The sequence below is a fragment of the Microbacterium sp. SL75 genome, assembly GCF_026625865.1.
Lineage (GTDB): Bacteria > Actinomycetota > Actinomycetes > Actinomycetales > Microbacteriaceae > Microbacterium.
This window is the reverse complement of sequence record NZ_CP113067.1, coordinates 2,285,206-2,311,115: the sequence shown is the minus strand read 5'-3', so window position 1 is coordinate 2,311,115 and position 25,910 is coordinate 2,285,206. Positions and strand designations below refer to the sequence as shown.

The following is a 25,910-nucleotide window of genomic DNA, read 5'->3' as shown; positions in this document are numbered from 1 at the left end:
GACGAGATGGATAACGAAACGGTGACGGTCCGCGAGGTTCGTGCCGCACGGCGACGCCACCGTCATCGGGCCGCAAGCTCAGGCCGCCCGACGCCCCACGTGCAGCACCGCGCGCACCACGAGTCCCGCGACCAGGGCCCAGAACGCGGCGCTCACCCCGAACACCGCGATCCCGGAGGCGGCCACGAGGAACGTCACCACGGCGGGCACCCGCTCGCCGGGGTCGTCGATCGCCTGCTGGATCGCCGACCCGAACGCGCCGAAGAGCGCCACACCCGCGACCGCCGGGATGACGCCCGCCGGGGCCAGCAGCACGATGGCCGCGAACGCCGCCGACAGGGCGCCGAGGACGAGATAGGTGCCCCCGGCCGACACCCCCGCGACCCACCGCTTCTTCGGGTCGGGGTGCGCATCGGGTCCCGCGGCGATCGCCGCGCTGATCGCGCCGAGGTTCATCGCGTGCCCGCCGAACCCGGCCGCGGCGGCCGAGCCGAGCCCGGTGACGAGCATCGCGGGGCGCCACGGGATCGTGTAGCCGAGGCTGCGCATGACGGCGACCCCGGGCACGTTCTGCGACGCCATCGTCACCACGAACAGCGGCACCGCGATGCCCACGACCGCGCCGACCGTGAGAGAGGGGGCCGTGAACTCCAGGCGCGGCAGCAGGGTCGCGGCATCCGCGTCCACTCCCGTACGGGCCAGCTCCACCCCGACCACCGCGATCGCGGCGACGAAGGCGAGCGGTACGGACCAGCGGGGAAGGAATCGGGATGCCACGAGCCACACCAACAGCACGGGAGCCACACCCGACGGGTCGTTCACGAGGCCGGCGAACGGCGCCACGCACAGCGGCAGCAGGACACCGGCGAGCATCGCCTGCGCGATCGAGGCCGGGATCCGCGCGATGAGCGCGCCGAGCGGGGGGAACAGCGCCGTGCAGAGGATCAGCGCGGCGGAGACGAGGAATCCCCCCACGACCGCCGGCCACCCACCGTCGACGGCGCCGGTGGCGGCCAGCAGGGCGACGCCGGGGGTCGACCACGCGACCGTGATCGGAATGCGGTATCGCCCCGCGAGCACGATGCAGCCGATCCCGACCACGAGCGTGATCGCGAGCAGGCCGCTGGCCGCCTGGGCGGGAGTCGCCCCCACGGCACGCAGGCCCGTGAGCACGACGGCGAAGGTGCTGGTGAATCCGACGAGGGCGGTGACGACCCCGGCGACGAGCGGTCGGGCGAGCGAGGGCGGCGAGGTGTCGGCCATAGGCCCCCGAGGCTACCGGATGCGCAGAGGCCCTCCGTGCCCCGGCCGCGACCGGGTGCCCCCGGGGCCTACGGCGTTCCCGGGGCGGTCACCCCGCGGGCGCGGTGGGCGTCAGCGCAGCACGACGAGCGTGCCGAGAGGAAGCGCGGCGAGCGCCGCGACCGCGTCGGCACCGATCCGGACGCAGCCGTGCGAGATCGCCCCGTCGCGCTCGTCCGCGTAGTGGATGCCGATGAGTCCCCCGTCGTGGCCGCCGAAGGGCTCGTCGGCGGCGGCCGAGTGCAGCGAGGTCAGGTGGATCGGCTGGTCGCCGGTCCCCTGCGACGGGTCGACGTAGCGCGCCTCGAGGTACCCGACCACGCCGGTCGGCGTGGGTGTGCCGTCGGCACCGACGGCGGCGGGGAACGTCGTCTGCACGGTGCCGTCGACGGCGACGATCGACACGGACCGCTGCGCCACCGACACCTCGACGCGAGACGTCGGGCCGGTCGTCTTCGCCAACGACGTCACCGGGGCCCAGGCCGCGGTCTGCGCCGCCGCGGGCTGACCCGCCGGCGCAGCCGACGGGAGCGTGCGGCGGGCGGGCGTCAGCACGAGCGCCCACGACCCCTCGATGCGGACCACGACGACGGGAGTGGCCTCTCCCAAGAAGTCGCGCGCGGCCAGACGCGCGATGGGACCGCCGCTGCCGCCCGGGCGTCCCGTGCCGTCGGCGTCGCCGAAGAGGGGCAGGTCGGATGCCGTCGAGTACACGTCGGCGTGCGCGGGCACGGCCGTGTCGGCGACGAGGAGCCCGCCGATCACCGCGTCATAGCGCGCCTCCGGCAACGCCGACAGTGCGCCGGCGTCGACCGCGGGCACCGGGCGAGGCGACGCGGCGGTCGCGGGCGTCAGGGAGGACGAGGGCGTGGGATCGGCTGCCGGGACCGAGGGGGCGGCGGGAGCCAGCGCCCACGCGGCGATCACCGCGACGACGGCCGCAGCCGCCGTCGCGGTGATCGTGACGAGCGCCAGGCGCCGACGAGCGGGGCTCGTCGTCATCCGCTCACCAGGGGCAGGCGCACGCCGGTGACCATGACCGCGAGCGGTCCCGCAACGACGGCGCCCGTGGCATCCAGGAGCGTGATCGTGTGCGCACCGGCCGGGGTCGAGGCGGGGATCGTGACGGTCGTGGCGAAGGCGCCGTTCGCATCGGCGGCGATGGTCGCGATCGTCACCGGGTCGCTGTGCAGCTGCACCGTGAGCGGCTGACCGGCGGCGAAACCCGAGCCCGCGATCTGCAGCTGGCCACCGGCGGCGACGGTCGTGCCGTTCGGAGCGGTCAGCGCGCGCGTCGTGCTCGTCGAGCCGCTCGGGGCGGGGAACACCTGGGCCGCGCCGCCGACGCCGAGCACCGTGACGGTGGCGTCGGCGTTGACCTGCACCTTGGCCGACATCGCGGCGGCGAGGTTGAGACGCTGCCACGAGCCGTTGCCGCCGGACGTCTGATCGAGCGGGTAGCCCGAGTCGATCTGGGTCTGCGCGAGGATCGACGTGCGCTGCGCGTCGGTCAGCTGCGGGAACGCGGTCAGCAGCAGGTTCGACGCGCCCGCCGGCACGGCCGCCGGCTGACCGGCGGTGCCCGTGCGAGCGAAGCCGTAGGTGAGGCGTTCGGTGTACACCGACACGGCCGAGGCGCGGTCGGTGACCTTCTGCGCCGTTCCGCCGGGCATGGCCTTCCCGCCGTAGGGGTCGTTCTGGTACGGCGTCTCGGCGGCGATGCACGCGGCGAGGGTGCTTCCGCACTGCTGCTGCAGGTACGTCATCAGCTCTTGACGGGCGGGCTGCAGCACGCCGGTGCGGTAGGCGTCGTCCGACCAGCGGGCGGCGAGAGCGGCCTCGCCGTCGATGCGGCCGCCGACGATGTCGAGCGGGTAGTGCACACCGAGCACGATGCGGTTGTTGCCGTTCTCGGACGCCCGCGCGAGCACCTCGGGCCCCAGTTCGGGCACGAGGGTCGCGAGGGTGATACCGGCCTGATAGGCGGTGGTCGTGTGACCGGACGGGAACGAGCCACCCTTGCAGATGCCCGGCTGACCGTACGCGGCGTCGAGGGGCACATCGTTGGGCGAGAACTGGTGCGTGGTGTCGGTGACCGGTGCGACACGGCCGATGAGCAGGTTGCCGTTCGCGTCGGCCCATGCCGTTCCCTGGCGCATGGCCTTGAGCGACGAGGCGTTGTTCACGCTGGGCGCGCAGGAGGCGTTGTCGCCCGAGACGGCCGTCGCGTTCGGATCGGTCATGACGAAGGGGCGCGCGTAGCTGAACGTGTTCTTCGCCGTGCTCGTCGACACGTAGGCGCCCGACGATCCGTTCGAGCTGTTGATGAGGGCCTGCGTCAGCGGCAGGGCGCCCGAGTTGAGACCGTTGACGTAGATCGCGCCGAGCGACGAGCCGAGACCTCCCGAGACGGTGAAGGACTGGTCGTAGGCGGTCTTGGCGTTGTTGTTGTACTCGGAGTCCTGCAGAGCGCGGAACTGCTGCGCGGCGGTGGCATTGTTGTTGATCCACACCGTCAGCCGGTCGTTGTAGGCCAGCACCGTCGGGTTCACCACCGTGCCGCTGAAGTCGCCCTGACCGCTGGGCGTCCAGAAGTCGCGGTAGCCGCTGAGCAGCGCGACGAGATCGGGCTTGGCGCTGTCGCTGGGGTAGCTCGCCGCGTTCGCCGAGAGCGGCGCCGCGGTGCCGGCGACGACGAGCGCGCCGGCGATGGCGATGCGCCACGCCGTGCGGAGCCTGTGGGTGCGTGAATCCATGCGTGATGCGCCGCGGGGTGCGCGGCGTCTCCTCTCCGACCGTCCGATGGGATCGGCCGCGACGCGTCGCCGCGACCGGATCAGACGGTAGGCCCGCTCCGTGAGCATCGGTGGTTCGCCCGCCGCCGAGACGTCGAACGGCCGGTGTCCACGTGAACGAATGCTGTGGGGAGGCGATGAGAGCCCGGTAGGCCAGCGACGACGCGCGAGGCTCAGGCCGTGATGACCTGCGCGGTGCCGGTGGCGGCGTCGGGGCCCATCTCGGCGGCGAGGCGGTTGGCCTCGGCGATGAGGGTCGCGACGATCTCGCTCTCGGGAACGGTCTTGACGACCTCGCCCTTGACGAAGATCTGGCCCTTGCCGTTGCCGGATGCCACACCCAGGTCGGCGTCGCGCGCTTCGCCGGGTCCGTTGACGACGCAGCCCATGACGGCGACGCGCAGCGGCACGGTCATGTCCTTGAGGCCCTCGGTGACGTCGTCGGCGAGGGTGTAGACGTCGACCTGCGCACGGCCGCACGAGGGGCACGAGACGATCTCGAGCTTGCGCTCGCGCAGGTTCAGCGACTGCAGGATCTGATGGCCGACCTTGACCTCTTCGGCGGGGGGCGCCGACAGCGAGACGCGGATGGTGTCGCCGATGCCCTCCGACAGCAGGATGCCGAACGCCGTGGCGCTCTTGATCGTGCCCTGGAACGCGGGGCCGGCCTCCGTGACGCCGAGGTGCAGGGGCCAGTCGCCCCGTTCGGCGAGCAGGCGGTACGCCTTGACCATGACGATCGGGTCATTGTGCTTGACCGAGATCTTGAAGTCGTGGAAGTCGTGCTCCTCGAACAGCGAGGCTTCCCACACGGCGCTCTCGACGAGCGCCTCGGGGGTGGCCTTGCCGTACTTCTCGAGCAGGCGGCGGTCGAGCGAACCCGCGTTGACGCCGATGCGCAGCGAGACGCCCGCATCCTTGGCGGCCTTGGCGATCGCGCCGACCTGGTCGTCGAACTTGCGGATGTTGCCCGGGTTCACGCGCACCGCGCCGCAGCCGGCGTCGATCGCCTGGAACACGTACTTCGGCTGGAAGTGGATGTCGGCGATGACCGGGATCTGGCTCTTCTTCGCGATGATGTGGAGCACGTCGGCGTCGTCTTGCGACGGCACGGCCACGCGCACGATCTCGCAGCCGGACGCCGTCAGCTCGGCGATCTGCTGCAGGGTGGCGTTGATGTTGGTCGTGGGCGTCGTGGTCATCGACTGGACGCTCACCGGGGCGTCGCCGCCCACGAGGACCTTGCCCACGCGGATCTGGCGGGTCTTGCGACGGGGCGCGAGGGTCTCCGGCACGCGGGGCATTCCGAGGTTCACAGCAGGCACGCGATCAGCCTACGCCGCCCGCACCGCACGGTGCCTGAACCGGCGCCGAAAGGCTGCTGTGGTAGGTTCGGCGCCATGCGCGCTCACACATCCTGGTGGCACACCGTTTAGGCGGTGCGCACGCATGCAACAGACCGCCCTCCCCCTGGGGAATCCGGGCGGTCTTCGTGTTTTCGGCGGCCGCATCGGACCTCGTTCAGCACAGACGGAAAGACTTCTCGATGACCGGGCTCGACCCCTCCTCCCCTTTCACGGACCTCGCCGCAGGCTCCGCCCCTTTCGCCCTCATCGCCCGTGACGGGGCGACCGTCGAGGTCCTCACGGGAGACGTGGTCGACGTGGACCTCCTCGCCGACATCCCCCTGACGGATGCCGAGGGCCGCGCCCGCGAGGTGCTCGCCCTCGTTCCCTACCGCCAGGTGCGCGAGCGCGGCTTCGTCTGCCACGACGACGGGGCACCGCTGCGCTGCCTGGTGATCGACGACCGTGTCTCCGTGCCGCGGGCGGAGGCCCTGGCATCCCTCCCCTCCTCGCCCGTGCCCCTTGCCGACGCCGGCTTCGACATCACCGACGAGGACTACGCCGCCATCGTGCGCCGCGTCATCGCGGACGAGATCGGTCGCGGCGAGGGTGCGAACTTCGTGATCCGTCGCGACTTCGTCGCCGGCGTCGACATCGACCCGCGCATCGCCGCGCTCACGTGGTTCCGGGCTCTTCTCGAGCACGAGAAGGGAGCGTACTGGACTTTCGCCGTCGTCACGGCCGATCACATCGCGGTGGGAGCGAGCCCCGAGGCGCACGTGAGCGCCAAGGACGGCATCGTCACGATGAACCCCATCTCGGGCACCTTCCGCCACCCGGCGGGCGGGGCGACGTCCGAGACGCTCGCCGAGTTCCTGCGCTCGACCAAAGAGACCGAGGAGCTCTTCATGGTCGTCGACGAGGAGCTCAAGATGATGAGCGCCGTCTGCAGCGACGGTGGCCGCATCACCGGCCCGCACCTCAAAGAGATGTCGCGCCTCACGCACACCGAGTACATGCTGCGCGGCTCGAGCGATCTCGACCCGCGCGACATCCTCCGCGAGACGATGTTCGCCCCCACGGTCACCGGCTCCCCCATGCAGAACGCGTGCACCGTGATCGCCCGGCACGAGACACAGCCGCGCGGCTACTACTCCGGTGTCGCCGCCCTGTTCACCCCGAACGGCTCGACCGAGGGGCCCACGCACGACCTCGACGCGCCGATCCTCATCCGCACGGCCTATCTGGTCGACGGGCGCCTGCGCGTTCCGGTCGGGGCCACGCTCGTGCGCCACTCCGACCCCGACGGCGAGGTGGGCGAGACCCACGGCAAGGCCGCCGGCGTGCTCGGCGCGATCGGCGCGGTCCCTCGAAGCGTGTCCGTCGCTCCCGAGGGGGCGGATGCCGATGCCCCCGCCGCCCCGCAACGACCGCTCGCCGAGGATCCCGCGATCGCCGAACTGCTGGCATCGCGCAACGATCGCCTGGCGCCCTTCTGGATGAACCCGCAGGACCCCGACGGGTCGGGCCCTTTCGCGGGCCGCACGGCGCTCGTGGTGGATGCCGAGGACCGCTTCACGACGATGCTCGCGCACCAGCTGCGACACCTGGGACTCGACACCCGTATCGTGCACTGGTCGCAGGCGACGGACGACGAGGTCGATGCCGCCGACCTCGTGATCTCGGGCCCCGGCCCCGGTGATCCGCGCGACGACAGCCCGCGCATGTCCGCGATGCGCCACGTCGTCTCCCGCCGCCTCTTCCGCCACGCTCCGCTTCTCGCGGTCTGCCTGAGCCACCAGATCCTCGCCGACCAGCTCGGCATCGATCTCGCCCCTCTCGCGCAGCCGCACCAGGGCCTGCAGAAGAGCGTCGACGTCTTCGGCGAGGACGCCTCGATCGGGTTCTACAACACGTTCACGGCGCGCGTGGCGCCGGGCACGACCGAGCGCGGGATCGTTGTCGAGTCGATCACCGTGCGCGGGGAGTCGACGGGGGCTCCCCTCCCCGTCCCGGAGGGGCGCATCGAGATCCCGGCCGAGGTCGCGGCCGACCCCGAGACCGGCGACGTCTACGCCCTCCGCGGCCCCGCGTTCGCGAGCGTGCAGGGGCACCTCGAGTCGATCCTGTCGCGCGACGGCATGCGGACCCTCGAACGCCTGATCGCGCACGCGCTCTGACCCGCGGCCTCTCGGCGGGCTCACACCCTTCCCACGGGGAGGGTGTGAGCCCGCCGCCCCCGGGCGCGGCTAGAGCAGCTGCACCGGGTTGAAGATGTCGGCGAGGAACAGCACCCCGCCCGTCGCCACGAGCAGGATCACGACGACGAAAGTCACCGGAACGAGCTTCGTGGCATCCACGGGACGAGCGACCTTGCCGCGCAGACGCGCGATCTGTCGCTTGATGCCGTCCCACAGCGCCACGACGACGTGACCGCCGTCGAGCGGGAGAAGCGGGATGAGGTTGAAGACGAACAGGGCGATGTTCAGGCCGCCCAGCAGCGTGATCATCGTCTGCACGCGGTCGAGGATCGGCGCGTCGACCGCGGCGATGTCGCCGGCGAGACGGCCGGCGCCGACCACGCTCATGGGGCTGTTCGCGTCGCGCGGCTGGCCGCTGAGGGTGTCGACGGCCACGTCGTAGATGCGCACGGGGAACTGCGACACGATCTGCGCGACCGAGCCGATGTACTGCCCCGTCGCCGCAAGGCTCGTCCCGATCGGTTGGCGAACCAGGGCGCTCTGCGGGCTGATGCCCGCGAATCCGACGGTCTGGTACTCGGTGGCGCCCGCGGCGTCGACCACGGGACGACCGTCCGCGTCGGTGACCGCACGGTCGGTGGTCGCGGGCGTGAACTCCACGGTGCGCTGCGCGCCGTCGCGGTCGATGACGACCGAGAGCTGCTTACCGGGTGATCGCTGGATGATCGCGGCCGCCTCGGCGAACGTCGAGACGGGGGTGCCGTCGATCGAGACGAACTCGTCACCGGGTTGGATGCCGGCGGCGGCCGCCGGAGCGACGGGATCGCTGGGGGTGCAGTCGGTGCGCCCCTCGCTCGCGGGGATCACGCACTGCGAGACCGAGGCGACGGTCGTGGTGCCCTGCTGGATGCCGATGCCGCTCAGCGCGATCGTGAAGAGCACCACCGCGAGCACGAGGTTCATGATCGGGCCGCCGAGCATGACGATGATGCGCTTGTAGACGGGCAGCTTGTAGAAGACCCGATCGTCGGCGGCGATCAGGGTCTCAGCGTTCGCGTCGCGGGCGTCCTGGACCATCGTCGCGAAGAAGCGCGAGCGCTTGGTTCCGGGCTTGGCGTCCTCGGGTGCGGGCGGGTACATGCCGGCCATCGAGATGAAGCCGCCGAGCGGCAGCACCTTCAGGCCGTACTCCGTCTCGCCGATCCGCTTCGACCAGAGGGTCGGTCCGAAACCGATCATGTACTGGCCGACGCGCACGCCGAAGAGCTTGGCGGGCAGGAGATGCCCGACCTCGTGCAGCGCGATCGAGACGGCCAGGCCGAGCACGAGCACGATGACGCCGATGAGGAACGCGATCGCAGTCACCCGCCGACGATACCGCCGCGCGCCTTTGAACCGCCCGTGCAGCCTCGATGCGGTGTCTGTGCGACGCCGGATGAGACAATGGATCCGATGTCCTCCGCCGCCCCCTCGAACCTGCCGCCCGTCCTCCGCCCGGAGAACCCGCCGCGCCGCGACCTCGCCGAACTCGCCCGACGCTACGGCGTCCGCACCGTGGGCGACGTCGACGGCACCACCCTCACCGGCATCACGCTGGCCACCGCCGATCTCCGCGCCGGCGAGGCTTTCGTCGCCATCCGCGGCGTGAACCGGCACGGGGCGGAGTTCGCCCCCATCGCCGCCGAGCGTGGCGCCGTCGCGGTCATCACCGACGACGCGGGGGCGGAGATCGCCGGCCCGGCGGGTCTTCCGATCGTGGTCGTCGACGACCCCCGCGCGCTCCTCGGCGATCTGTCGGCGTGGGTCTACGGAACCGGGCCCGACGACGCGCTCCCCCAATTGCTGGCGACCACGGGCACCAACGGAAAGACGAGCGTCTCGCACCTGCTCGAGGGGATCCTCGGTCAGCTCGGCGTCGTCACCGGCTTGTCCTCGACCGCCGAGCGTCACATCGCGGGCGAGGTCATCGTCTCGCGCCTGACCACTCCGGAGGCCTCCGAGTTCCACGCCCTCCTCGCCCTCATGCGCGAGCGCGGCGTGCAGGCGGTCGCGGTCGAGGTGAGCGCGCAGGCTCTCACCCGCCACCGGGTCGAGGGGCTCGTCTTCGATGTCGCGGGCTTCACGAACCTCACCCACGACCACCTCGACGACTACGCCGACATGCGCGAGTACTTCGAGGCGAAGCTCCCCCTGTTCCGCCCCGACCGCGCGCGTCGCGGCGTCGTCTGCCTCGACTCGGCGTCCGGCGCCGAGATCGCCGCGCGCGCCGAGATCCCCGTCGTCACCATCGCCACCCCGGCGATCAGCGAGAACGCGGCCGCTGCGGCATCCGCCGACTGGACCGTCGAGATCGTCGACGAGCGCCAGGAAGGCACCGAGTTCACCCTCAGCGACGGCAAGGGCCGTTCCCTCACCACCGTCGTTCCCGTCATCGGTCGGCATATGGCCGCCAACGCGGGCCTCGCCATCGTCATGCTGCTCGAGACCGGATACACCTGGGAGCACCTCTACAGCACCCTCGACGGCTCGCACATCGAGGCTTCGCTGCCCGGTCGTACCCAGCTCGTCTCGGGCACCGAGGGTCCCGCGGTCTACGTGGACTTCGGCCACTCCCCCGACGCGTTCGAGAAGACCCTCGCCGCGGTCCGGAGGGTGACCCCCGGCAAGGTCGTCATGGTGTTCGGCGCCGACGGCGACCGCGACGCCACCAAACGTCACGACATGGGCCGCACGGCCGTCGAAGGCAGTGACATCCTCGTCGTCACGGACCACCACCCCCGTCACGAGAACCCGGACACCATCCGCGAGGTGCTCGTCGAGGGGGCGCGACGCGCTCGACCCGACGCCGAGATCCTCGAATTCACCCCGCCCGAGCGCGCGATCCTCGAGGCCGTGAAGCTGGTCGGAGACGGCGACGCGATCCTGTGGGCCGGTCCCGGTCACCAGGACTACCGGGACATCCGCGGCGTGCGCACCCCGTACTCGGCGCGCGAGCTGTCGCGTCGTGCGCTGCGTGCAGCCGGCTGGCCCGTGCCCGACCCGCAGTGGCCCGTGCCGTACCCGGCCGACAGCACTCCGTCGTCGGACCCCGAGCGCCCGGTCGACTTCCCCGCCTGACGCCCGGGCGAGCGCGTTCGGGTCATCGCGCTCCAGCTGCATCGATCCGGTCTCGCGCAGCCGTGAGCCGCAGGCGCGGCAGGGTCGTGGGGAGTCGTGCGGGAGTCGTGCGGACAGCGCCCGCCGCCTGAGGCACAAGGCCCACGACCTCGACGCTCAGCGACCCTCAGGCCGACCGCGGCGCAGCGCCCGCCCCGGTAGCAGCCGCCGCTCCGGGTTCAGCGCGCCGGGTTCAGCGCGCCGGGTTCAGCGCGCCGCGATGATCTCGTCGGCGGTGCGCCGTGCCCAGGCCTCGGCTTCGGCGAGCGACTCGCGCGTGAGCTTCGTCGGCGGCTCGTGGCGGTCCACCACGCGCTCGATCAGCTCGACGATCTCGAGGAAGCTCAGCCGACCCTCGTGGAACGCGTCGACGGCCTGCTCGTTGGCCGCGTTGAACACGGCGGGATAGGTGGCGCCCGCGCGTCCGACCTTCTTGGCCAGGGCCACCGATCCGAACGCCTTCTCGTCGAGCGGCTCGAAGGTCCACTGCGAGGCGCGCGTCCAATCGAGCGGAACGCCCACGCCGGCGATGCGATGCGGCCAGTCGAGGCCGAGCGAGATCGGCAGACGCATGTCGGGCGGCGACGCCTGCGCGATGGTCGAGCCGTCGACGAACTCGACCATCGAGTGCACGATCGACTGCGGGTGCACGGTCACCGCGATCCGGTCGTACGGCACGTCGAAGAGCAGGTGCGCCTCGATCACCTCGAGGCCCTTGTTGACGAGAGTGGCGGAGTTCGTCGTGACCACACGGCCCATGTCCCACGTGGGGTGAGCGAGGGCTTCCGCGGGGGTGACGTTCTGCAGCTCGTCGCGCGAGCGTCCGCGGAAGGGGCCTCCGGATGCCGTGAGCACGAGCCGGCGCACTTCACCGTCGTGACCGGAGCGCAGCGCCTGGGCGATCGCGGAGTGCTCGGAGTCCACCGGGACGATCTGCCCCTCGGCGGCGAGCGCGGTGACGAGCTCGCCGCCGACGATCAACGACTCTTTGTTGGCGAGGGCGAGGGTGCGCCCCGCCTCGAGGGCGGCGATGGTGGGACCGAGTCCGACCGACCCGGTGATGCCGTTGAGCACCACGTCGGCCTCGACGTCGCGCACGAGCTGCTCGGCCTCGACGGCACCGAGGGCGGTGTGCTCGACGCCGAAGGCCAGGGCCTGCGCCTCGACGCCGGCACGGTCGGTGCCGGCGGCGAGACCGACGACCTCGAAGCGATCGGCGTTGTCGGCGATGACGTCGAGCGCCTGCGTGCCGATCGAACCGGTGGAACCGAGGATGAGGACGCGGCGCATGCCCTCAGCCTAGTTAGCCCGCCATGTTGGCGTGCTGCACGCCCAGGATGTCGACGACGAAGAACAGGGTCGAGTTGGCCGGGATGTCGCCCTGCGCCTTGTCGCCGTAGCCCGCGGCGGGCGGGATGACGACGACGACCTGCGAGCCGACGGTCTGCCCCTCGAGGGCCTGCCGGAAGCCGTCGACGACCTGGTCGGTCTGGAACTGCGCCGGAGTGCCGCGCTGCCAGCTCGAGTCGAAGACCTGCCCGCTGTCGTAGAGGGCGCCGGTGTACTGCACGATGACCTGGTCACCGGCGTTGACCGTTTCGCCCGCTCCCTGGCGCAGGTTCTCGATGCGCACGTCGGTGGGAGCCGGAGCGGTGGGCTTGGGCAGCATCTGCTTGCCGTCGGCGTCGGTCGTGGTCGTGGGGGCGCCGTTGTCGTCGAAAGTCACCGCCGGCATGCCGTCGACGGGGGCGACCTCGGTGCCCTCGGCGCGGGTCGGCAGCTCCGAGATGGCGTCGGCGACCATGACGAAGGCGGGTGAGCCCTCACCGAGCGTGCCGGCGGGGAACGACGAGACGGTGCGCGACCCGATCGGCGCGCACTCGAGAGCGGCCCCGAAGATCTGCTGCGAAGAGACGAGCGTGTCCATGCCGCTCGGCTCGGTGTCGAGGGTCTGGAGCTGAACGGCGCCCGAGGCGGTGTCGATCAGCGTGAAGTTGGCCTTGAGGACATCGCCCGCCTTGACCTGCTGGCCCGTGCCCTCGACGAGGGTCGTGCGCTGCAGGGCGGTGGGGTTGTACCCGTCGGGCAGAGTCACGGTGACCTTGCTCTGGAAATCGCCCGAGACGACGAGACCGTCGGGAGCGGGCGCGTCGGCGAGCGCGCTCTGGCACTGCCCCGCGTCCGCCGACCCGCTCGCGTCGGGCGTCGACGTCTCGTCGGGCGAACCGGAGCACCCGGCCAGCAACAGGGCAGCGACGGCAGCGACGGACAGGGAAGCGATCGGGCGGAAGCGCACGGGTGACCTCTCGAGGAAAGACAGAGAACCCTCATCTTGGCGCATCCGGCTTTGCCGCGGCTGAGAGGCCGGTGCGCGCGCGTTCGCGCGTACGCGCGCGCACCATGCACGCCCGGGCATGCGGCGGCGAGTAACCTCGTCGAGTGAGTTCCGACCTGCCCGCCGAGACCCCCGCGACCGTGCCGGAACAGATGGGCGCGACCTACCGCCTCGGACGCCTGCTGATCGCTCCCCTGGCGCGCGCCGTCTATCGACCGCGCATCGAGGGGCGAGAGAACGTCCCCCGGACCGGTCCCGTGATCTTCGCGAGCAATCATCTGTCGTTCATCGACTCGATCGCCATCCCGGTCGCCGCTCCGCGCCCCGTGCACTTCATGGCGAAGTCCGCGTACTTCGAGAAATGGGCGTCGCGCCAGTTCTTCACCGCGATCGGTGCGATACCCGTCGAGCGCGGCGCCGGCCAGAAGGCCCTCGACGCCCTCGACCAGCAGCGAGCGCTTCTCGACGACGGCCGGGCCGTCGCTCTCTACCCCGAGGGCACGCGCTCCCTCGACGGCCGCCTCTACAAGGGCCGCACCGGGGTCGCCTTCCTCGCCCTGCAGACCGGCGCCCCGGTCGTCCCGGTCGGTCTCATCGGCACCGACAAGGTCATGCCCGTCGGTGCGAAGATCCCGACGACCAAGGAGCGCATCACGGTGCGTTTCGGCACGCCCCTCGACCTCTCCCCGCACGGTGCCGCCTCCTCGGGCCGCGCGCGTCGCGGTGCCACCGACGAGATCATGGCCGCGATCCACGCTCTGAGCGAGCAGGAGCTCGCGAACGCCTACAACGAGGCACCCGCGCAGAACCCGATCGAGCGCATCAGGCAGGTACTGCCGCACGAGCGCCTCTGAGACGCGGTCTCTCACCGGCTTTTCCTCCTTGACGTGACGGCCCCCCGCGAGCAGGGTCGAAACCGACGGCCCGAACCGTCGTCGCCACAACGAGGAGGCACCGTGAAGAAGTTCGTCAACGACCCCGCCGACGTGTTGGCGGAGGCCCTCCGCGGCATCCGAGCAGCTCATCCGAACGTCCGAGTGGATGCCGAGAATCGCGTCATTCTGCGGGCGGAGCCGACACGCGCGGGCAAAGTGGCGCTCGTGTCGGGCGGCGGATCCGGGCACGAGCCCCTGCACGGCGGTTTCGTCGGTCTCGGCATGCTCGACGCCGCGGCGGCCGGCGAGGTGTTCACCTCCCCCACCCCCGACCAGGTGCTCGCCGCGACGCAGGCGGTCGATTCGGGTGCGGGCGTGCTGCACATCGTGAAGAACTACACCGGCGACGTGCTGAACTTCGAGATGGCGGCGGAACTCGCCGAGGCCTCGGGCGTGCAGGTGGAATCCGTCGTGGTCGCCGACGACGTCGCCGTCACCGACTCCACCTGGACCGCGGGCCGCCGCGGCACCGGCACCACCGTGATCCTCGAGAAGGTCGTCGGCGCCCTCGCGGAGGAGGGAGCCGACCTCGCCTCCGTCGCCGATCTCGCCCGCCGCGTCTCGTCCGCCGGCCGCTCGATGGGCGTTGCCCTGACCAGCTGCACCGTCCCCGCGGCGGGCCGACCCACCTTCGAGCTCCCCGACGACGAGATGGAGGTCGGCGTCGGCATCCACGGCGAACCCGGCCGTTCGCGCGTGAAGCTGGCATCCGCTCGAGAGATCGCGAAGCTCATGGTCGATCCGATCGTCCACGACTTCGGCGAGCCCGTCGGGCCAGCGATCGTGCTGCTGTCGGGCCTCGGCGGCACCCCGCTGATCGAGCAGTATCTGCTCTACGGCGAGGTCGCACCGCTACTCGCCGCGGCCGGCGTCGACATCCAGCGCGTGCTGATCGGCGACTACATCACGAGCCTCGACATGGCCGGGGCGTCGTTGACGGTCGTCAAGGCCGACGAAGAGATGCTCCGCCTGTGGGACGCCCCCGTCGTGACCCCCGGTCTGCGGTGGGGCGCATGAGCGGCTCCGTCTCGACCGACGATCTGGTGGCATGGATCCGCGCGTTCCACGAGGCCGTGCAGCAGCAGAAGGACGAACTCACCCGCCTCGACTCCGAGATCGGCGACGCCGATCACGGCTCGAACATGGCGCGAGGTCTCGACGCGGTGGTCGCCAAGCTCGACCCCGTCCCGGCGAATCCGGCCGATCTGTTCAAGACCGTCGGCATGACCCTCGTCTCGACGGTCGGCGGTGCCAGCGGCCCGCTCTACGGCACGTTCTTCCTCCGCATGGGCCCCGCCCTCGCCGCTGGGGGACAGATCGATGCGGACGCCCTGGGCGCCGCCCTGCGCGCCGGCGTCGACGGGGTCGTCGCCCGCGGGAAGGCCGAGCTCGGCGACAAGACCATGATTGACGCCCTCTCGCCCGCCGTCGACGCCTGGGATGCCGCAGCCCACGAGGGCCCCGCCACGGCCGCCCGGGCCGCCGCCGAGGCCGCGGCCCGGGGGCGCGACGCCACTGAGCCGCTCGTCGCCCGCAAGGGTCGCGCGAGCTATCTCGGCGAACGAAGCGCGGGGCACCTCGACCCCGGCGCGACGTCCGCGACCCTGCTCCTGCAGGCGCTGAGCGACACCCTGGCGGCCGCCGAGTGATCGGTCTCGTGGCCGTCTCGCACTCCCGCGCTCTCGCCGAGGCCGCCGTGCACCTCGCCCTGCAGATGGGAGGCGAGACACCGCCGACGGTTCGCGTCGCCGCAGGCGGTCCCGACGACGATCTCGGAACGGATGCCGTGGCCATCGCCGCGGCCATCGACGAGGCCGACTCCGGAGACGGGGTCCTCGTGCTGATGGACCTCGGCTCTGCGATCCTCAGCGCCGAGACGGCTCTGGAGTTCGTCGCCGCACCCGAGCGCGTCCGTTTGAGTCCCGCCCCCTTCGTGGAGGGACTCGTCGCCGCCGTGGTGACCGCCGCGGGTGGGGGCGACCTCGAGACCGTGGCCCGCGAGTGCGCCACCGCCGCCGCCGCGAAGGCACGGCAGCTGGGCGCCGACGCCGAGGGGGCGGCATCCGGTGTCGGGGATACGGGAGTCGCCCCGCCCGGAGAGGCGCTCTCGTTCGAAGCCGTCGTCACCAACCCCTCCGGGCTGCACGCACGACCGGCCGCCGCCTTCGTCAAGGCCGCTTCGCGGCACGATGCCGACGTGCGCATCGCCGACCTCGAGACCGGTGCCGACGAAGTATCGGGGCGGAGCCTGCTCGCGCTGATGGCGCTGGGGATCCGTCAGGGATCACGCGTGCGGGTGCGCGCGTCGGGCCCCGAGGCCGAGGCGGCGCTGGCGGAACTCCGGGCGCTCATCGACGAGGGGTTCGGCGAGCGGTGAGCGCTCGGCGCGGCCTGCGTCAGCGCGTGACGCTCAGCAGACGCCGCGCGAGCGACTCCTCGACGACCAGTTCGGTCACGAGGTCCGCAGCGAGCGCTCCACGCAGTCCGTCGAGCTTGGACAGGCTCGACACGACGCAGAAACGACGGGGGATGCGCCGGACCGTGTCGAGATCGGGGCCGCTGGAGCGGGCGTTGAGCTCGGGGATGTCACTCGAGCCGTCCGCGCGGTAGAAAACGGTCGCGCAGTCGCCGACCACGCCCTCGCGCTCGATGACCGCGCGGTCGCGCTCGTCGAAGTAGTCGCCGCTGTACACGTGCGAGGGCACGTCGGCATGGGGCGAGCCGAGGCCGAAGACGAACAACCCGACGCGCTGCTGGATCTCCAGCACGGAACGCACCGACCGCTCCCGCCACATCGCCTGCTTCGTGTGCGGGTCGTCGAACAGCGCGGGCACCGGGAATTGGTGCACCGACGACGACCACGCGGCGCCGAGCTTGGACAGGATCTCCCCCGCGTAGGGGATGCCGGAGGTGCGGACGTTCGCCGCGCCATTCATCTGGACGATGTGGGTATCGTGCACGTCTTTCTGCGGGACGTGACGCGCGACGGCGGAAAGAGTGGAACCCCAGGCGACGCCCACCGTCATCGACGATTCGACGCGCTCGGCGAGGATGCGCGCCGCGGTCAGCGCCGTGCGCTCGAGACGCTCGGCCTCCGAGGTGCGCGCGGGGGTGGGCACGACGTGCGCCGTGATGCCGAAGCGGTCCGCGATCCGCTGAGCCATCTGACCCCGGGCGTCGTCGGGCGGGCTGATGGAGATGGTGACCAGACCCACGTCGCGGGCATGCTGCAACAGGCGCGACACGGACGAACGCGAGACCCGCATCTCGTGCGCGATGGCATCCATCGTGAGGTCCTGCATGTAGTAGAGCTGCGCCGCGCGCAGGGCGTCGCGGGAGCGCTCCTCTGCTTGCGTCACCACCGTCGGAATACCTTCATGAACACTATTCTGCACGTTTGTTCAAGGGGCTTGCAACAACGTGCAGACAGGCGCATTGTGATCGTCGTACCAACAACGAAAGGTCGCAGTCGACATGTCGTCCCCCGCAACTCCGCTCCGCGCCGACGTCCAGGCGCTCCGCGACGCCGAAGACCTCGACGTCCTCATCATCGGTGGGGGCATCAACGGCCTCGCCACTCTCCGCGACCTCGCCCTCCAGGGCGTCAGCGTCGCGCTCGTCGAGCGGGGCGACTTCGTCTCCGGCGCCTCCTCAGCCTCCAGCCACATGGTCCACGGCGGCATCCGCTACCTCGAGAACGGCGAGTTCCGTCTCGTGAAAGAAGCGGTGACCGAGCGCAACGACCTGCTCAAGACGGCCCCCCACTACGTCAAGCCGCTCGAGACGACGATCCCGATCTACAAGACGTTCTCCGGCATCCTGTCGGCGCCCTTCCGTCTCCTCGTGACGCACGGTCGCGGCAAGCCCAACGAGCGCGGCGCCCTGCTGATCAAGGTCGGCCTGATCATGTACGACACCTTCTCGCGCGACGGCGGCTCGGTTCCGCGCCACAAGTTCCTGGGCAAGAAGAAGTCGCTGTCCGAGCTGCCCAAGCTCAACCCCGACCTCGCCTACACCGCGACCTACTTCGACGCCTCGATGCACGACCCCGAGCGCATCGCCCTCGACGTGCTGCGCGACGGCATCGAGGCCGGCGCGGGCCGCACGCAGGCCGTCAACTACGTCTCGGCCGTCGGTGCCGACGCGAACGGCGTGCGCGTACGCGACGAGGTGTCCGGCGAAGAGTTCAGCGTCAAGGCGAAGGTCGTCCTCAACACGGCCGGACCCTGGACCGACCTCGCGAACAAGGCCATGGGTCTGGACACGACCTTCATGGGCGGCACCAAGGGCTCGCACATCGTGCTCGACAACCCCGAGCTGCTCGCCGCCACCGGCGGTCGCGAGATCTTCTTCGAGCACTCCGACGGCCGCATCGTCCTCATCTACCCGCTGAAGGACCGCGTCCTGGTCGGCACCACCGACATCGACGCCGATCCCTCGAAGCCGGTCGTGTGCACCGACGACGAGATCGAGTACTTCTTCGACCTCATCGGTCACGTCTTCCCGACCATCGGCGTGGACCGCTCGCAGATCGTCTACACGTTCTCGGGCATCCGCCCGCTCCCCCGCCACGATGACACCGCCCCCGGCTTCGTCTCGCGCGACTATCGCATCGTCGAGGACGAGGTCGCGGGCGTCCCCGCCATGAGCCTCGTCGGCGGCAAGTGGACCACCTTCCGAGCCCTCGCCGAGCACCTCAGCATGAAGACCCTGCAGAAGCTGCGCCGCCCCCACCGCGTCAGCACCCAGGGGCTGCCCATCGGCGGCGGCGCGGGCTTCCCCGCCACGCCCGAGCAGCGTCGCCGCTGGATCGCCGCGCGCACGAATGCGCACTCCGCGGAGCTCGTCGAGGCGATGCTGGAGCGCTACGGCACCCGCGCCGACGCGATCCTCGCCGCCCTGCCCGCCGAGCCGACGCCGGTTCCCGATGCGGCGGGCTACTACCGCGAGGAGCTCGCCTTCATCGCGAAGAACGAGCAGGTCGTGCACCTGATCGACGTTCTGCTGCGCCGCACGCATCTCGCATTCGTCGGCGGCATGACCGAGCGCACGCTGCGAGAGGTCGCCGAGGCGGTCGCCGAGCCCCTCGGTTGGGACTCCGCGCACGTCGACGAAGAAGTGGCCCGTACGACTGAGATTCTCCGCTCCGCGCACCGTGTCGATCTGGCACAGGCCGGGGTGGCCCGAATCTGAGAGAACGTGCGGGCGCGCCACCTGTTGCGCGCCCGCACGTGAGCCGTAGGTTCGGAGCACCGAGCCGCACTACCGCCCGAGCCGAAGGTGTCCGGGCGACGAAAGAAAGGTCGATGACGACATGCAAGAAGTGAACCTGGGGCTGTACTTCCTCTCGGAGGTCGTCGGCACCGCGATGCTCATCCTGTTGGGCTGCGGCGTGGTCGCCAACGTGGCCCTCGCCAAGACCAAGGGCAACGCCGGCGGCACCCTGATGGTCAACTGGGGTTGGGGCCTGGCGGTCTTCGCCGGTGTCATCGTCTCCGCCTACTCCGGCGCTCAGCTGAACCCCGCCGTCTCGATCGGCCTCCTGGTCGCCGGCAAGATCTCCTTCGTCCAGTTCCTCGTGGCCGTGGCCGCGCAGATGGTCGGCGCCATCATCGGTGCCGTGCTCGCCTGGGCCTCGTACAAGCAGCACTTCGACGACGAGCCCGACCCGGCCGCCAAGCTCGGCGTGTTCTCTACGGGCCCCGCGATCCGCTCGTACGGCTTCAACTTCCTCACCGAGGTCATCGCCACGTTCGTCCTGGTGTTCGTGATCTTCGGCTTCGCCGACTACGGTGTGGCCAGCGTCGGCGTCCCCGCCGGTATCGGCGGTCTCTCGGCCGTTCCCGTGGCCCTGCTCGTCGTCGGCATCGGCGCCTCCCTCGGTGGCCCGACCGGATACGCCATCAACCCCGCCCGTGACCTCGGACCCCGCATCGCCCACGCGATCCTCCCCATCAAGGGCAAGGGTTCGAGCGACTGGGGCTACGCGTGGGTTCCCGTCGCCGGTCCCCTCGTCGGTGGCCTGCTCGCGGGTCTGCTGGCCCCCGTGCTCCTCGGTCTCGGCAAGTAATCACTCTTCGCGAGGGCGTCGCCCGACGCTCTCGCGCCCTCCTCCCTTCCGCTTCACCCATCACAGACACTGACAAAGGAGTCCATCCATGGCCGACTACGTCCTCGCCATCGACCAGGGCACGACCTCGACGCGCGCGATGATCTTCGACAAGTCCGGGAGCGTCGTCTCCGTCGGACAGAAGGAGCACGAGCAGATCTTCCCGCGCGCGGGTTGGGTCGAACACGACCCCGCCGAGATCTGGCGCAACACCCAGGAGGTGATCGGCCTGGCCCTCAGCCGCGCCGACATCACCCGCCACGACATCGCCGCCGTCGGCATCACCAACCAGCGCGAAACCGCGGTGGTGTGGGACAAGAACACCGGAAAGCCGGTGTACAACGCCATCGTGTGGCAGGACACGCGCACGCAGTCGATCGTCGACCGCCTCGCCGACGGCGATCCGGAGCGCTACAAGAGCATCGTCGGCCTGCCGTTGGCGACCTACTTCTCGGGTACCAAGATCGTCTGGATCCTCGAGAACGTCGACGGAGCCCGCGAGAAGGCCGAGGCCGGAGACCTGCTGTTCGGAACCACCGACACCTGGGTGCTCTGGAACCTCACCGGCGGCATCGACGGCGGCGTGCACGCCACCGACGTCACCAACGCCAGCCGCACGTTGTTCATGGACCTCGAGACCCTCTCGTGGCGCGAGGACATCCTCGCCGACTTCGGCGTTCCCGCCTCCATGCTCCCCGAGATCCGCTCCTCCTCCGAGGTCTACGGCACCGTCGAGTCCTCGTCGCTTCTGCGCGAGACCCCGATCGCCGGCATCCTGGGCGACCAGCAGGCCGCGACCTTCGGCCAGGCGGCCTTCGACCCGGGCGAGAGCAAGAACACCTACGGCACGGGCAACTTCCTCATCTTCCAGACCGGTGAAGAGATCGTCCACTCCAAGAACGGCCTGCTGACCACCCTCGGCTACAAGCTGGGCGACCAGCCCGCCCGCTACGCGCTCGAGGGATCGATCGCCGTGACCGGCTCGCTCATCCAGTGGCTGCGCGACCAGCTCGGCATCATCTCCTCGGCCCCCGAGGTCGAGAAGCTCGCCGAGAGCGTCGACGACAACGGCGGCGTGTACTTCGTGCCGGCGTTCTCGGGCCTGTTCGCACCGTACTGGCGTCCTGACGCCCGCGGCGCGATCGTGGGCATGACCCGCTACGTCAACCGCGGTCACATCGCCCGCGCCGCGCTGGAGGCCACGGCCTTCCAGTCGCGTGAGGTGCTCGACGCCGTCAACGCCGACTCCGGCGTCGACCTGGCCGAGCTCAAGGTCGATGGCGGTATGACCGCCAACGACGCGCTCATGCAGTTCCAGGCCGACATCCTCGGCGTGCCGGTCGTGCGTCCGGTCGTCGCGGAGACCACCGCCCTCGGCGCCGCGTACGCGGCGGGCCTCGCGGTCGGTTTCTGGGACAACCTCGACGACCTGCGTGCCAACTGGCAGGAAGACAAGCGCTGGGAGCCCAACATGGACGACGGCGAGCGCGAGCGAGAACTGCGCCTGTGGAAGAAGGCCGTCACCAAGTCGATGGACTGGATCGACGACGACGTGCGCTGATCCCGCCCCTCACGAACGACGGAACCCCGTCGGCCTCATGCCGGCGGGGTTCCGTCGTTCCCGCGGTTCTCGGGGCCGTGAGGTCCTGAGGCCGTCGCAGAGATCGCTCGCTCCCCCGACACGCCGGGTTCGCGGCACGCGGATGCCACCGACTCAGCGCTGCGGTTTGGGGTATGCGGCGCGTACGGCGTCGGACTGCAGGTAGTCCGAGACGCCGATGAGCAGGATCGCGAAGAGAATCTGCTCACTGACGACCCAGAACGGGTAGAGCCCCGGGATGGCGGCGAGGACGAGGGCGATGACCGGGAAGATGCGGCTGAACAGCTGCAGCCGACGGAACGCCCAGTACCAGCCGACGCGGGCACGCCAGAGGAAGTAGAACAGGGTCGTGGTAATGGCGAGCACCACGAGGCAGCGCATCCAGACGGCGAAGCCGACGTCGTCGCCGTTCATCGTCATGACGAGGGCGACGACGACCGTCGCGACACCGAGCACGAAACCGACCGCAAGCAGAAGCGTGATGGCGCGGAAGGCGCGGTACACCTTCGGGTCGGTGGAGACGGCGACGCGGTGATCGGCCTGACGGCCCCCGGCGATCCGGTCGAGTCGGCGCAGGGCGGGTTCGAGCTGCATGCGCTCACTGTACGACGCCGCGGCATCCTCCCCGCGACGCTCGGCGCTCAGCCGACCGTGACCTCGGGTTCGTGTCGCACGGGAAAGTTGACGGAGTTGGCGATGAAGCACCATTCGCGCGCCTGCCGGTGGGCGGCGACCGCCGCCTCGATCATGGACTCCTCGGCCACGCGGACGCGGGGGCGCAGAACGACCTCGGTGAACGCTCCCCCGCTGTTGCCGTCCTCCTGCATCGTGCCGGTGGCGTCGTCCTCGTAACCGGTGACGACGACGCCGGTCGTGACGCACGCGTGCAGGTACGACAGCAGATGGCACTCGCTGAGCGCGGCGATCAGGAGTTCTTCGGGATTCCACTTGGCGGGGTCCCCGCGGAAGGGCTTGTCGGCGGATGCCGCGATCGCGGGCTTTCCGTCGACCTCGAGGGTCACGGCACGCTCGTAGTCGCGGTACCCGCTCGTACCCGTCCCCAGGTCGCCGGTCCAGGTCGATCGCAGGCGGTAGTGGTGCTCTCCGTTCATGTCCCCAGTCTGCCCGTCCGCGCCCGCGCGCGGGCCACTGGAGCGCGAAGATCCCCGCCCGGGCGAGCCGGACGGGGATCCTTTCGCGTCATCGTCAGGCGCGGCGGCGAACCCGTCGCAGCACCAGACCGAGCACGGCGAGCATCAGGGCGACGCCCGACAGAGCGGCCAGGACTCCCGAGGCCACACCGGTGGCCGCGAGATCGCCCCGACGCGGGGTCGACGGCTGCCCGCCGGCGCTCGCACCCGTGGTGCCCGCGGTCGCAGCGCCACCGGCGCCCGCAGCCGGGTCGACGGTCACGACGGGACGAGCGACGCTCACGCGCGCCCAGCCCACCAGCTCACCCGTCGCGGTGTAGACGGCGAGACGGTGCTCGCCCGCGGGCACGCTCCCGGGAACCGTGAGCGAGATCGCACGGTTCGCCACGGTCGCCGTGCCCAGCCCCGTCGGCTGCGAGAAGAGGAACCCGTAGAGGTCCTTCCCCTCGAGACCGGCGGGCACGCCGACCGTCACCGTGTCTCCGGCGTGGAAGGTGCTCGGGGTGACGGTGACCGTCCCCTCCTTGTCGGTCGCCACCTTCTCAGGATCGGGAGTCCACGCGGCATCCACTCCCATCGTCACCGTCAGCTCGAGCGGCGACCCGACCCGCGTGCCGATGGACTGCGTGAACGACAGGGCGTGCGCGCCGACGCCTGCGACGGGCGTCTTCAGCGTCAACCGCCACGCGCCGTCGGCGCCGACGGCTGTCGAGCCCGCGTCGGCCCCGTCGACGCGGACCGCGACCTGCGCACCCACGACACCGCGCCCCTCGAGGGTCGGCACCGTCGCGGTCGAGGCCAGCACGCCCGACAACGGCGTGGTCACGGCGAAGGCCGAGGCGGTGGCGTCGAGGTCGGCGCGCTGGAAGAGGAACTGCTCGCGGGGCAGGGCGTGATCGACGATGCGGGTCTCACCCACGCACCCGTACCAGCCGTGCTCGGGCTCGGTGTTCCACAGCGACGCACCGATCACCCACGGCATGAGATCGGCGGCCATCATGCCGCCCACTCCCGAGGCGTTGCGCAGGACCGGCACGCCGTCGACGTACATGATTACCGTTCCCGCCGCGGGGTCGTCCACGATCGCGACATGGTGCCAGCTCCCGGGCATGATCTCTCCCGACCAGAGCGTGTACGAGTTCTTCGACGCGGTGTCGGCCGCCGAGAACTGGTACTCGCGCAGGTTCGAGATCCCCAGCCACGCCGCTCCCGCCCCCTCGTCGGACGAGTCGTTGATGCCGATCCAGCTACGCGCGCCGCCGCGGCTGATCGCGGCGCCCCAGCGGTTCGCGGCCTCGGTCCAGTCGGCATCCATCTGCAGGAAGGTCTCGAGGGTGTACCCCGACTGGGCGTTCAGATGCGCAGAGGTCGCCGGAGCGCCGTACTCGGTCGTGAGGAAGGCGAGGTTGTCGGGGCCGCTGGCGTTGCGATGCACGTCGCTGAAGCACACTGCGCCGCGGTCGGCGGAGTAGAACGGAACGTCCTTGTGGGTGACCGCCACGTCGTCGAGCTCGTCGGGGGCGTCGGTCTGTTCCAGCGGCAGACGGTACATCGGGCTCGACCCGGCGATGTCGGGGACGACGGTGTTCTCGTCGACCACACCCTCCTTCACGTCGCCGAAGCGCCAGTGCGCCACGGTCCCGGGCACGGCGAAGTAGTCCGAGGCGTCGCCCGCGGCGGCGAGCTTCTCCCCCGTCGACGACCCGGTCCATCCCCGCGACACGATGTCCTTCGCGGCGGCGGTGAGGTCGGAGCCATCGGCCTGGGCGGCCGAGGGCGCTCCCCACCCGAACCGCGAGCCGAAGTCCATCGCGAGCGAGAACTGCTGCCAGGTGCCGGTGAGCACGGGGGCGTCGGTCGAGGTCCGCGAGTCGGCGTGCTTCTTGCCCACCCACGGCGAGATGGTCGACACGTCGATGCTCCCTCCCGACAGGTCGAACTCGAACAGCGTCATGATGCCGTTCCCGCCGTCCGCGGCCATTTGGTAGTCGGTGAGCACCTCGTGCACGGGGTGCCCGAAGTTGTTCGTCAGCGTGCGCATGGTCGCGCCGTGGAAGTGCCCGTTCAGCGTCAGCACGATCTGGTCGTTCTTGCGGATGAGCTTGTCCCACAGCAGGTCGCCGTACCACCAGCTGGTCGGCGACACCTGGTCCTGGTCGATGCCGATGATCGCGTGCGACGACAGGATCACGGGCACGCCCTTGTTGGCATCCAGGATCCCCTGGGCCCAGGCGAAGGTGTCGTCCGAGGCGTTCCATCCCAGCGACAGCACGACCCAGTCGTGACCCTCGGCCGAGAAACGGTAGGCCGAGGAGTAACCGTTCTGGAAGGTTCCGAGCAGGGTCGAGCCGCCCTGGCGCTGCAGCGTCGAGGCGCCGAAGTTCGCGAGGTAGTTCGCGGCGTTGCCCTCCGAGGAGCGCGCCCCCTGGTCGGCCACGTCGTGGTTGCCGGGGATCACCGAGTACGGCACCTTGCCGTCTTCGAGGATCTTCATCGCCTTGGCCGCGGCGCTCCACTGGTCGCTCTTGCCCTGCTGGTCGACGACGTCACCCAGCTGCATCGCGAACGGGATGTTGAGGGTCTTCTTGTTGTCGACGACCCACTGGGTCTGCACCTCGAAGGGGTTGGTGCCGTACTGCGGCACGAACTGCGAGGCGCTGTAGCGCGAGTAGAACTGCGTGTCCGGCAGCACCGGCAGCAGGAAGCTCGAGCGTCCCGCCGACGAGGACGTCCCGGATGCCGAGACCGCCGCCGCCGTGGAGCCGGACGCCGCCGAGGTGCCCGGGGTCGACGCGGTCGCCGGTCCCGCCGCCGAGGAGGCGGCGGGCGCGCCGGGGGTCGAGGTCGAGGTCGTGGTGGAGGCGGCGAGCGCGACCGAGGCACCGCCGAAGGCGAGGCTCGAAACGGCGAGCGCGCCGACGACCATTCCGGCCGAGATGCCGCGTACCGAGCGGCGCAGACGAGGGAACATATCTCTTCT

20 protein-coding genes are annotated in these 25,910 nt (G+C 70.7%); 9 read left to right on the top strand and 11 right to left on the bottom strand.

The features are described 5' to 3' along the window. Nucleotides 1-78: 78 nt before the first annotated feature. The 4 genes from OVA17_RS10820 to ispG all read right to left on the bottom strand — a co-directional run bounded on the left by OVA17_RS10820 (nt 79) and on the right by ispG (nt 5,401). Nucleotides 79-1,263, bottom strand: a complete 1,185-nt coding sequence (locus OVA17_RS10820) for a benzoate/H(+) symporter BenE family transporter (RefSeq protein WP_267786560.1) — start codon at nt 1,261-1,263, stop codon at nt 79-81. Between the two features lie 111 nt (nt 1,264-1,374). Beyond that, a complete protein-coding gene (locus OVA17_RS10815) occupies nt 1,375-2,304 on the bottom strand; it encodes a L,D-transpeptidase (RefSeq protein ID WP_267786559.1) in 930 nt (309 codons plus the stop codon). Next, the gene (locus OVA17_RS10810) at nt 2,301-4,058 is read right to left on the bottom strand and encodes a phosphatase PAP2 family protein (RefSeq protein ID WP_267786558.1); all 1,758 of its coding nucleotides are present in this window, start codon (nt 4,056-4,058) and stop codon (nt 2,301-2,303) included. Before OVA17_RS10810 ends, OVA17_RS10815 begins: the two co-directional genes overlap by 4 nt. A gap of 212 nt (nt 4,059-4,270) precedes the next feature. Further along, entirely contained in the window at nt 4,271-5,401 is a 1,131-nt protein-coding gene (gene ispG, locus OVA17_RS10805; RefSeq protein WP_056228466.1) for a flavodoxin-dependent (E)-4-hydroxy-3-methylbut-2-enyl-diphosphate synthase, read from the bottom strand. A gap of 242 nt (nt 5,402-5,643) precedes the next feature. Between ispG and OVA17_RS10800 the strand changes: the two genes are divergently transcribed. Next, complete coding sequence (locus OVA17_RS10800; protein ID WP_267786557.1) at nt 5,644-7,623, top strand: anthranilate synthase family protein; 1,980 nt, start codon at nt 5,644-5,646, stop codon at nt 7,621-7,623. A 69-nt stretch (nt 7,624-7,692) separates the two neighbouring features. On the opposite strand, the gene OVA17_RS10795 is transcribed toward OVA17_RS10800, so the two are convergent. Next, complete coding sequence (locus tag OVA17_RS10795) at nt 7,693-9,009, bottom strand: M50 family metallopeptidase (RefSeq protein ID WP_267786556.1); 1,317 nt, start codon at nt 9,007-9,009, stop codon at nt 7,693-7,695. Between the two features lie 87 nt (nt 9,010-9,096). Here OVA17_RS10795 and OVA17_RS10790 point away from each other — a divergent pair, with 87 nt between their 5' ends. After that, complete coding sequence (locus OVA17_RS10790; protein WP_267786555.1) at nt 9,097-10,761, top strand: Mur ligase family protein; 1,665 nt, start codon at nt 9,097-9,099, stop codon at nt 10,759-10,761. Nucleotides 10,762-11,007: 246 nt separating this feature from the next. Here the strand turns inward: OVA17_RS10790 and dxr are convergent, their stop codons facing one another. After that, nucleotides 11,008-12,090, bottom strand: coding sequence for a 1-deoxy-D-xylulose-5-phosphate reductoisomerase (gene dxr, locus OVA17_RS10785; RefSeq protein ID WP_267786554.1), 1,083 nt, complete (start codon nt 12,088-12,090; stop codon nt 11,008-11,010). 13 nt (nt 12,091-12,103) lie between these two features. After that, a complete protein-coding gene (locus OVA17_RS10780) occupies nt 12,104-13,096 on the bottom strand; it encodes an FKBP-type peptidyl-prolyl cis-trans isomerase (protein ID WP_267786553.1) in 993 nt (330 codons plus the stop codon). A 191-nt stretch (nt 13,097-13,287) separates the two neighbouring features. Here OVA17_RS10780 and OVA17_RS10775 point away from each other — a divergent pair, with 191 nt between their 5' ends. From OVA17_RS10775 to dhaM, 4 genes are all read left to right on the top strand, one after another. Then, nucleotides 13,288-13,989 (top strand): lysophospholipid acyltransferase family protein, encoded by a 702-nt coding sequence (locus OVA17_RS10775; RefSeq protein WP_267789383.1) that lies wholly within the window; start codon nt 13,288-13,290, stop codon nt 13,987-13,989. 102 nt (nt 13,990-14,091) lie between these two features. Beyond that, nucleotides 14,092-15,087, top strand: coding sequence for a dihydroxyacetone kinase subunit DhaK (gene dhaK / locus OVA17_RS10770; RefSeq protein ID WP_210071950.1), 996 nt, complete (start codon nt 14,092-14,094; stop codon nt 15,085-15,087). Further along, entirely contained in the window at nt 15,084-15,719 is a 636-nt protein-coding gene (dhaL, locus tag OVA17_RS10765) for a dihydroxyacetone kinase subunit DhaL (RefSeq protein ID WP_267786551.1), read from the top strand. The genes dhaK and dhaL overlap by 4 nt, the downstream gene beginning before the upstream one ends. An 8-nt stretch (nt 15,720-15,727) precedes the next feature. Next, nucleotides 15,728-16,447, top strand: coding sequence for a dihydroxyacetone kinase phosphoryl donor subunit DhaM (gene dhaM / locus OVA17_RS10760; RefSeq protein WP_267786550.1), 720 nt, complete (start codon nt 15,728-15,730; stop codon nt 16,445-16,447). 19 nt (nt 16,448-16,466) lie between these two features. Here the strand turns inward: dhaM and OVA17_RS10755 are convergent, their stop codons facing one another. Then, nucleotides 16,467-17,432 carry a sugar-binding transcriptional regulator gene (locus OVA17_RS10755; RefSeq protein ID WP_210071953.1) on the bottom strand — a complete coding sequence of 322 codons (966 nt, stop codon included), beginning with the start codon at nt 17,430-17,432 and terminating at the stop codon, nt 16,467-16,469. 112 nt (nt 17,433-17,544) lie between these two features. Between OVA17_RS10755 and OVA17_RS10750 the strand changes: the two genes are divergently transcribed. The 3 genes from OVA17_RS10750 (at nt 17,545) to glpK (ending at nt 21,740) form a co-directional block, all read left to right on the top strand. After that, nucleotides 17,545-19,263, top strand: a complete 1,719-nt coding sequence (locus OVA17_RS10750; protein ID WP_103210287.1) for a glycerol-3-phosphate dehydrogenase/oxidase — start codon at nt 17,545-17,547, stop codon at nt 19,261-19,263. Between the two features lie 121 nt (nt 19,264-19,384). Continuing rightward, entirely contained in the window at nt 19,385-20,140 is a 756-nt protein-coding gene (locus tag OVA17_RS10745) for an MIP/aquaporin family protein (protein WP_103210285.1), read from the top strand. Between the two features lie 88 nt (nt 20,141-20,228). Next, nucleotides 20,229-21,740 (top strand): glycerol kinase GlpK, encoded by a 1,512-nt coding sequence (gene glpK / locus OVA17_RS10740; protein ID WP_074694199.1) that lies wholly within the window; start codon nt 20,229-20,231, stop codon nt 21,738-21,740. A gap of 153 nt (nt 21,741-21,893) precedes the next feature. Here the strand turns inward: glpK and OVA17_RS10735 are convergent, their stop codons facing one another. The 3 genes from OVA17_RS10735 to OVA17_RS10725 form a co-directional block, all read right to left on the bottom strand. Next, complete coding sequence (locus OVA17_RS10735; RefSeq protein WP_267786548.1) at nt 21,894-22,373, bottom strand: hypothetical protein; 480 nt, start codon at nt 22,371-22,373, stop codon at nt 21,894-21,896. A gap of 47 nt (nt 22,374-22,420) precedes the next feature. Beyond that, nucleotides 22,421-22,891, bottom strand: a complete 471-nt coding sequence (locus tag OVA17_RS10730) for an OsmC family protein (RefSeq protein WP_103210280.1) — start codon at nt 22,889-22,891, stop codon at nt 22,421-22,423. 94 nt (nt 22,892-22,985) lie between these two features. Continuing rightward, entirely contained in the window at nt 22,986-25,901 is a 2,916-nt protein-coding gene (locus OVA17_RS10725; protein ID WP_267786547.1) for a LamG-like jellyroll fold domain-containing protein, read from the bottom strand. Nucleotides 25,902-25,910 lie beyond the last annotated feature (9 nt).

Excerpts from the sequence above, each read along its gene's own strand:
- OVA17_RS10820 (WP_267786560.1), bottom strand. The coding sequence starts at position 1,263 with ATGGCCGACACCTCGCCGCCCTCGCTCGCCCGACCGCTCGTCGCCGGG.
- OVA17_RS10815 (WP_267786559.1), bottom strand. The coding sequence starts at position 2,304 with ATGACGACGAGCCCCGCTCGTCGGCGCCTGGCGCTCGTCACGATCACC.
- OVA17_RS10810 (WP_267786558.1), bottom strand. The coding sequence starts at position 4,058 with ATGGATTCACGCACCCACAGGCTCCGCACGGCGTGGCGCATCGCCATC.
- ispG (WP_056228466.1), bottom strand. The coding sequence starts at position 5,401 with ATGCCCCGCGTGCCGGAGACCCTCGCGCCCCGTCGCAAGACCCGCCAG.
- OVA17_RS10800 (WP_267786557.1), top strand. The coding sequence starts at position 5,644 with ATGACCGGGCTCGACCCCTCCTCCCCTTTCACGGACCTCGCCGCAGGC.
- OVA17_RS10790 (WP_267786555.1), top strand. The coding sequence starts at position 9,097 with ATGTCCTCCGCCGCCCCCTCGAACCTGCCGCCCGTCCTCCGCCCGGAG.
- dxr (WP_267786554.1), bottom strand. The coding sequence starts at position 12,090 with ATGCGCCGCGTCCTCATCCTCGGTTCCACCGGTTCGATCGGCACGCAG.
- OVA17_RS10775 (WP_267789383.1), top strand. The coding sequence starts at position 13,288 with ATGGGCGCGACCTACCGCCTCGGACGCCTGCTGATCGCTCCCCTGGCG.
- dhaL (WP_267786551.1), top strand. The coding sequence starts at position 15,084 with ATGAGCGGCTCCGTCTCGACCGACGATCTGGTGGCATGGATCCGCGCG.
- OVA17_RS10750 (WP_103210287.1), top strand. The coding sequence starts at position 17,545 with ATGTCGTCCCCCGCAACTCCGCTCCGCGCCGACGTCCAGGCGCTCCGC.
- OVA17_RS10745 (WP_103210285.1), top strand. The coding sequence starts at position 19,385 with ATGCAAGAAGTGAACCTGGGGCTGTACTTCCTCTCGGAGGTCGTCGGC.
- glpK (WP_074694199.1), top strand. The coding sequence starts at position 20,229 with ATGGCCGACTACGTCCTCGCCATCGACCAGGGCACGACCTCGACGCGC.
- OVA17_RS10735 (WP_267786548.1), bottom strand. The coding sequence starts at position 22,373 with ATGCAGCTCGAACCCGCCCTGCGCCGACTCGACCGGATCGCCGGGGGC.
- OVA17_RS10730 (WP_103210280.1), bottom strand. The coding sequence starts at position 22,891 with ATGAACGGAGAGCACCACTACCGCCTGCGATCGACCTGGACCGGCGAC.
- OVA17_RS10725 (WP_267786547.1), bottom strand. The coding sequence starts at position 25,901 with ATGTTCCCTCGTCTGCGCCGCTCGGTACGCGGCATCTCGGCCGGAATG.